Source organism: Elstera litoralis, assembly GCF_000963705.1.
Taxonomy (GTDB): Bacteria; Pseudomonadota; Alphaproteobacteria; order Elsterales; family Elsteraceae; genus Elstera; species Elstera litoralis.
In genome coordinates this window covers 1-4,889 of sequence record NZ_LAJY01000080.1, presented here as the reverse complement: position 1 = coordinate 4,889, position 4,889 = coordinate 1, and the positions used below count along the sequence as shown (strand labels likewise).

General features: G+C 59.9%; 5 protein-coding genes and 1 tRNA gene. 4 read left to right on the top strand and 2 right to left on the bottom strand.

The features are described from left to right. Window positions 1-280, top strand: a 280-nt coding sequence (locus VZ95_RS04205; RefSeq protein ID WP_156995042.1) for an MFS transporter, incomplete at its 5' end; no start/stop codon positions are given. A 63-nt stretch (window positions 281-343) separates the two neighbouring features. On the opposite strand, the gene lipB is transcribed toward VZ95_RS04205, so the two are convergent. After that, window positions 344-967 carry a lipoyl(octanoyl) transferase LipB gene (lipB, locus tag VZ95_RS04200; RefSeq protein WP_045774765.1) on the bottom strand — a complete coding sequence of 208 codons (624 nt, stop codon included), beginning with the start codon at window positions 965-967 and terminating at the stop codon, window positions 344-346. A gap of 162 nt (window positions 968-1,129) precedes the next feature. On the opposite strand from lipB, the gene VZ95_RS04195 reads away from it, so the two are divergent. The 3 genes from VZ95_RS04195 to VZ95_RS04185 all read left to right on the top strand — a co-directional run bounded on the left by VZ95_RS04195 (window position 1,130) and on the right by VZ95_RS04185 (window position 4,081). Then, window positions 1,130-1,214: transfer RNA gene (locus VZ95_RS04195), tRNA-Leu, on the top strand. An 87-nt stretch (window positions 1,215-1,301) separates the two neighbouring features. Beyond that, window positions 1,302-1,619 carry a cupin domain-containing protein gene (locus VZ95_RS04190; protein ID WP_045774764.1) on the top strand — a complete coding sequence of 106 codons (318 nt, stop codon included), beginning with the start codon at window positions 1,302-1,304 and terminating at the stop codon, window positions 1,617-1,619. Between the two features lie 185 nt (window positions 1,620-1,804). Next, entirely contained in the window at window positions 1,805-4,081 is a 2,277-nt protein-coding gene (locus VZ95_RS04185) for an NADP-dependent malic enzyme (protein ID WP_045774763.1), read from the top strand. Between the two features lie 169 nt (window positions 4,082-4,250). Here the strand turns inward: VZ95_RS04185 and VZ95_RS04180 are convergent. Further along, window positions 4,251-4,889 (bottom strand): substrate-binding periplasmic protein (locus tag VZ95_RS04180; protein ID WP_232302469.1); only part of this gene is annotated, 639 nt, incomplete at its 5' end.

Below are 4,889 nucleotides of genomic sequence, written 5' to 3'. Positions count from 1 at the left end.
TGTTATCCTCGTTCTGTACGTGACGATGGTATACGGCCCGATTGCGGCGATGCTGGTCGAGCTTTTCCCGACGCGCATTCGCTACACCTCTATGTCGCTGCCGTACCACATTGGGAATGGTTGGTTCGGGGGCTTCCTGCCGTCGATCAGCTTCGCGCTGGTGGCGATGCAGGGCGATATTTACTACGGGCTTTGGTATCCGATCATCATCGCGGTCGGTTGCTTCGTCATCGGGGCCTTCCTGCTGCCGGAAACCAAGGATAACGATACCAACGCTTAAACACCCTCCCCGAGGGTTGACCTTGACCCCTCTCCGGTTCGCCGGGGAGGGGCTTTTTGCGTTTTAGAGATTGGGGAACAGCGTTGGCCGGGTGGCGGCAAGGGCGGCATCCAGATCGGCCAAGCTGGCAGTAAGGCCGAGGTCGGCGAGCGAGGTCACGCCATGCTCCTGGATGCCGCAGGGCACGATCCCGGTGAAATGGCCAAGGTCCGGGCTCACGTTGATGGCGATGCCGTGCAGCGTCACCCAGCGGCGGATACGCACGCCGATGGCGGCAATCTTATCTTCCTTGAGTGGTCCGCGTTGCACCCAGATGCCGACGCGCCCCTGCCGCCGCTCGCCGATGACGCCGAGGCGAGCGAGGGACTGAATGATCCATTCTTCCAAGCTCGTCACATAGGCGCGTACGTCGCGCCCGCGCGCCTTGAGATCGAGCATCAGATAGACCACGCGCTGACCGGGGCCGTGGTAGGTATATTGCCCGCCGCGCCCGGCGTCATAGACCGGGAAGCGCGGATCGAGCAGATCTTCGGCTTGGGCGGACGTGCCTGCCGTATACAGCGGGGGGTGTTCGAGCAGCCAGATCAACTCGTCCGCCGTGCCCGCGTGGATCGCATCGGCGCGGGCGTCCATCGCCGCGAGCGCCTCGGGGTAGGGGGTTAGGCCGGGCGTAACGCGCCATTCCATCAAAAATATCCTCGGCTGGGGCAAGCGTTCCGCCGATAGATTGGGCGAGACGCGGCACCGTGCAAGCGTGTTTAGGATAGCCCATAAGATGCCTCTTGCCGTCTGTCCAGGGATTTGCTAAACGCTTGGCCCCGGGCCGGATAACGGCCCCTTTCGTGCGATGCGGTCGTGGCGGAATTGGTAGACGCGCAGCGTTGAGGTCGCTGTGGGGCAACCCGTGGAAGTTCGAGTCTTCTCGACCGCACCATACACAAAAAACCCTGCTAGGTTCGCCTAGCGGGGTTTTTTGTGCTCTATGCTCAAGGGCCAACCCCATCGGGAGACTTATCGCCCCATGTCGCAGAAGATCATCCGCAGCAAAGAGTTTACCGCTGGCCGCGCCTGGGGCGCGCTCGATATCGCCACGATGGGCGGCGTCACCACCCGCCTACATTGGACCGATCAGCCCTATAAGTGGCACGTTAACGACGGCGAAGAGGTGTTTGCCGTGCTCGATGGTACCGTCGATATGCACTACCGCGACGCGGGCGAAGCGAAGCAAGTCGCCCTGCATGCGGGCGATATTTTCTTCGCCGGGTTGGGCTGCGAGCATGTGGCCCATCCGCGCGGGGAAGCGCGTATCCTCGTGGTCGAGACAGAGGGCAGCGTTTAACCAGGGTCGGCCCTTCGGTTTCTCCTTATTGCCAAACGGGCCGCCGCCATGCCCTCATCGACACGCAGAAGCGCCTCAGACGATAGAATCTTGCGCTTGTCGTCGTCTAAGTGCGTAGGGTAACGAGAAACATCAAAGACCCTCTCCGCTGCCCCGGAGAGGGTTCACAGGGAGGATGGCCATCAATGGCTGAGGATATCCGCGAAGCCGCGCTTGAGTATCACCGTCTGCCGCAACCGGGGAAGTTGGCGATTATGCCAACCAAATCGATGGCAACCCAGCGCGACCTTGCCTTGGCCTATTCGCCCGGCGTGGCCTATGCCTGCGCCGAGATCGTCGCCGATCCGGCCAATGCGGCGAAATATACGGCGCGCGCCAATCTGGTCGCTGTTATCAGCAATGGCACGGCGGTGTTGGGGCTTGGCGCCATCGGCCCGCTGGCCTCGAAGCCGGTGATGGAAGGCAAGGCGGTTCTGTTCAAGAAATTCGCCGGGATCGACGTGTTCGATATCGAAATCGACGCCGACCACCCCGATAAGGCGGTGGAAGTGATTGCCGCGCTGGAGCCCACCTTCGGCGGCATCAACCTCGAAGATTTCAAAGCGCCGGAATGTTTCGAAATCGAATCGCGCCTGCGCGCGCGGATGAAAATCCCGGTCTTCCACGACGATCAGCACGGCACCGCCATTATCGTCGGCGCGGCCATTCTCAACGGTCTGCGCGTTGTTGGCAAAGAACTGAAGGATGTGAAGCTCGTCACCTCCGGCGCGGGCGCGGCGGCGCTTGCCTGCCTCGATCTGCTGGTCGATATGGGCTTGCCGCTCGAGAACATCACCGTCACCGATCTCGCGGGCGTGGTCTATAAGGGCCGCGTCGAGTTGATGGACCCGCGCAAGGAGCGCTATGCGCGCGACACCAATGCGCGCGGGCTGGCCGATGCCATCGTCGGGGCCGATATTTTCTTGGGTCTTTCCGCGCCGCGCGTGTTGAAGCCCGATATGGTTATGGCGATGGGCGCGCGCCCGATCATCATGGCCCTGGCCAATCCGACGCCCGAAATCATGCCCGACGAGGTGAAGGCAATCCGCCCGGATGCCATTGTGGCGACGGGCCGGTCGGACTATCCCAATCAGGTCAATAACGTCCTCTGCTTCCCCTTCATCTTCCGGGGCGCGTTGGACGTGGGCGCGACGGTGATTAACGAGGCAATGAAGATCGCCTGCGTGAAGGCGATTGCCGATCTTGCGATGGCGGAAGCCTCCGAAATCGTCGCCAATGCCTATTCCGACGAAGACCTGAAGTTTGGCCCGGAATATCTCATCCCGAAACCCTTCGATCCGCGCCTCATCGTGGAAATCGCCCCGGCGGTCGCCAAAGCCGCGATGGATAGCGGCGTTGCCACGCGCCCGATTGAGGATTTCGACGCGTACCGCGACCATTTGAGCGAATTCGTCTACCGCTCCGGCCAACTCGCCCGCCCGATCTTCGATGCGGCCAAGCGCGACCCGCGCCGGGTTGTCTTCGCCGAAGGGGAGGAGGAGCGCGTGTTGCGCGCGGTTCAGCAGGCGCTCGATGAAAAGCTCTGCCATCCGATTCTGATCGGTCGCCCCGATGTGATCGAAAGCCGGGTGGCCCGCTTGGGGCTGCGCCTGAAGCTGGGCGAGAATGTCGAGGTTTGTAACCCCAATTCCGACCCGCGCTACAATGAATATTCGGCACTTTATCACAGCCTGATGGCGCGGCGCGGCGTGTCGCCCGACAATGCCCGCCAGATTGTGCGGACGCGTAATACGGTCATCGCGGCGCTGATGCTGCGACGGGGCGAGGCCGATGCGTTGATTTGCGGCACCATCGGCCGCTATCACCGCCATCTCAACCATATCGCCGAGGTCATTGGCCGGGCGCGGGGCGTGTCGGGCTTCTATGCGCTCAATGCCCTAATTCTGCCGAAGGGGACTTATTTCGTCTGCGATACTCATGTGCAGCGCGATCCGACGGCGGCCCAACTTGCGGAGATGACGATTCTGGCGGCGGATGTGGTGCGGCGTTTCGGCCTGCCGCCGAAAGTGGCGCTGCTCTCCCACTCCAACTTCGGTGGGTCGGACGCGCCCTCGGCGGTTAAGATGCATGAGGCGCTGGACCTTATCGTTGAACGCTTCCCCGATATGGAAGTGGAAGGCGAAATGCACGCTGATAGCGCTTTGAACGAGGAAATCCGCAATAGGGTCTTCCCCGGCTCGCGCCTGAAGGGTTCGGCCAATCTGCTGATTATGCCAGGGCTGGATGCGGCCAATATTTCCTTCAATCTGCTAAAATCGACGTCGGAAGGGCTCTCCATCGGCCCGATGCTGTTGGGGGCGGCCAAGCCCGCACATATCCTCACGCCCTCCGTTACGGTGCGCGGGGTTCTCAACATGATCGCCACGGCGGTCGTTCACGCGCAGCAACTCGAAAGCCGTTAAAACGATTGGTGTGCGGTTTGCGGGCTCAATCCAGCCGGCAAACCGCACGTCGATTATTTAACGGATGGTATCGGCAAGACCGTATTTATCGATCAACTTAAAAAATATCGGCGATTTTTTAAATTTCCGCAGCGAGACATTGAAGTTCTGGATGAAGGCGGCGCCATCTTTAGTGTTTTTTACCAACGATCAGATGATTGGTCTTCTCGGTAAAAATCTTGTCTGAAGCGGCGAGCTTGTCCCACACGCCCGACTGCAAAGCGACATCCTGTAAGGTAAACGTGTCGGTGATGATAAAATTAACCCGCCCCGCAGCCAGGATGCGCGCACAACTGCCCATATCGGACGGCTCTTCGATTTTTATGTCGCCGCGCAGCAGCGGTTCGCGGATTTCATCATAAATGACGTACCCGCGCGGGTTGCAAAAACTTTTTCCCTTGAGACTGTCGACATTTTTATAAACGAATGGATGTTCTTTATTGTAAAAGACTCTCGATTTGAGCGCAAAAAGCGATTCAGAATAGATCATAACTTTGGCGCGATCAATACTGGGAGCGTAAGGAAACGTCGCCATTGCGTCCCCGGCTTCGGTCAACTCGAAACCCCGTTTCCACGGCAGAAACCGCAACGTGATCGTGATTCCCATATCCTGCATGATCTCGCGGACCATTTCGGAGGCGAATCCGCCCTCCGGCAGTCTTTGATCGGTATAGGGGACATAATCGTTGCCAGTAATCAACTCCAAGGCCGCGCTGGCTTTAACCGGCAGGATCAAGCAACGCCGAGCAGGATGCCGCGATAAAGGCGT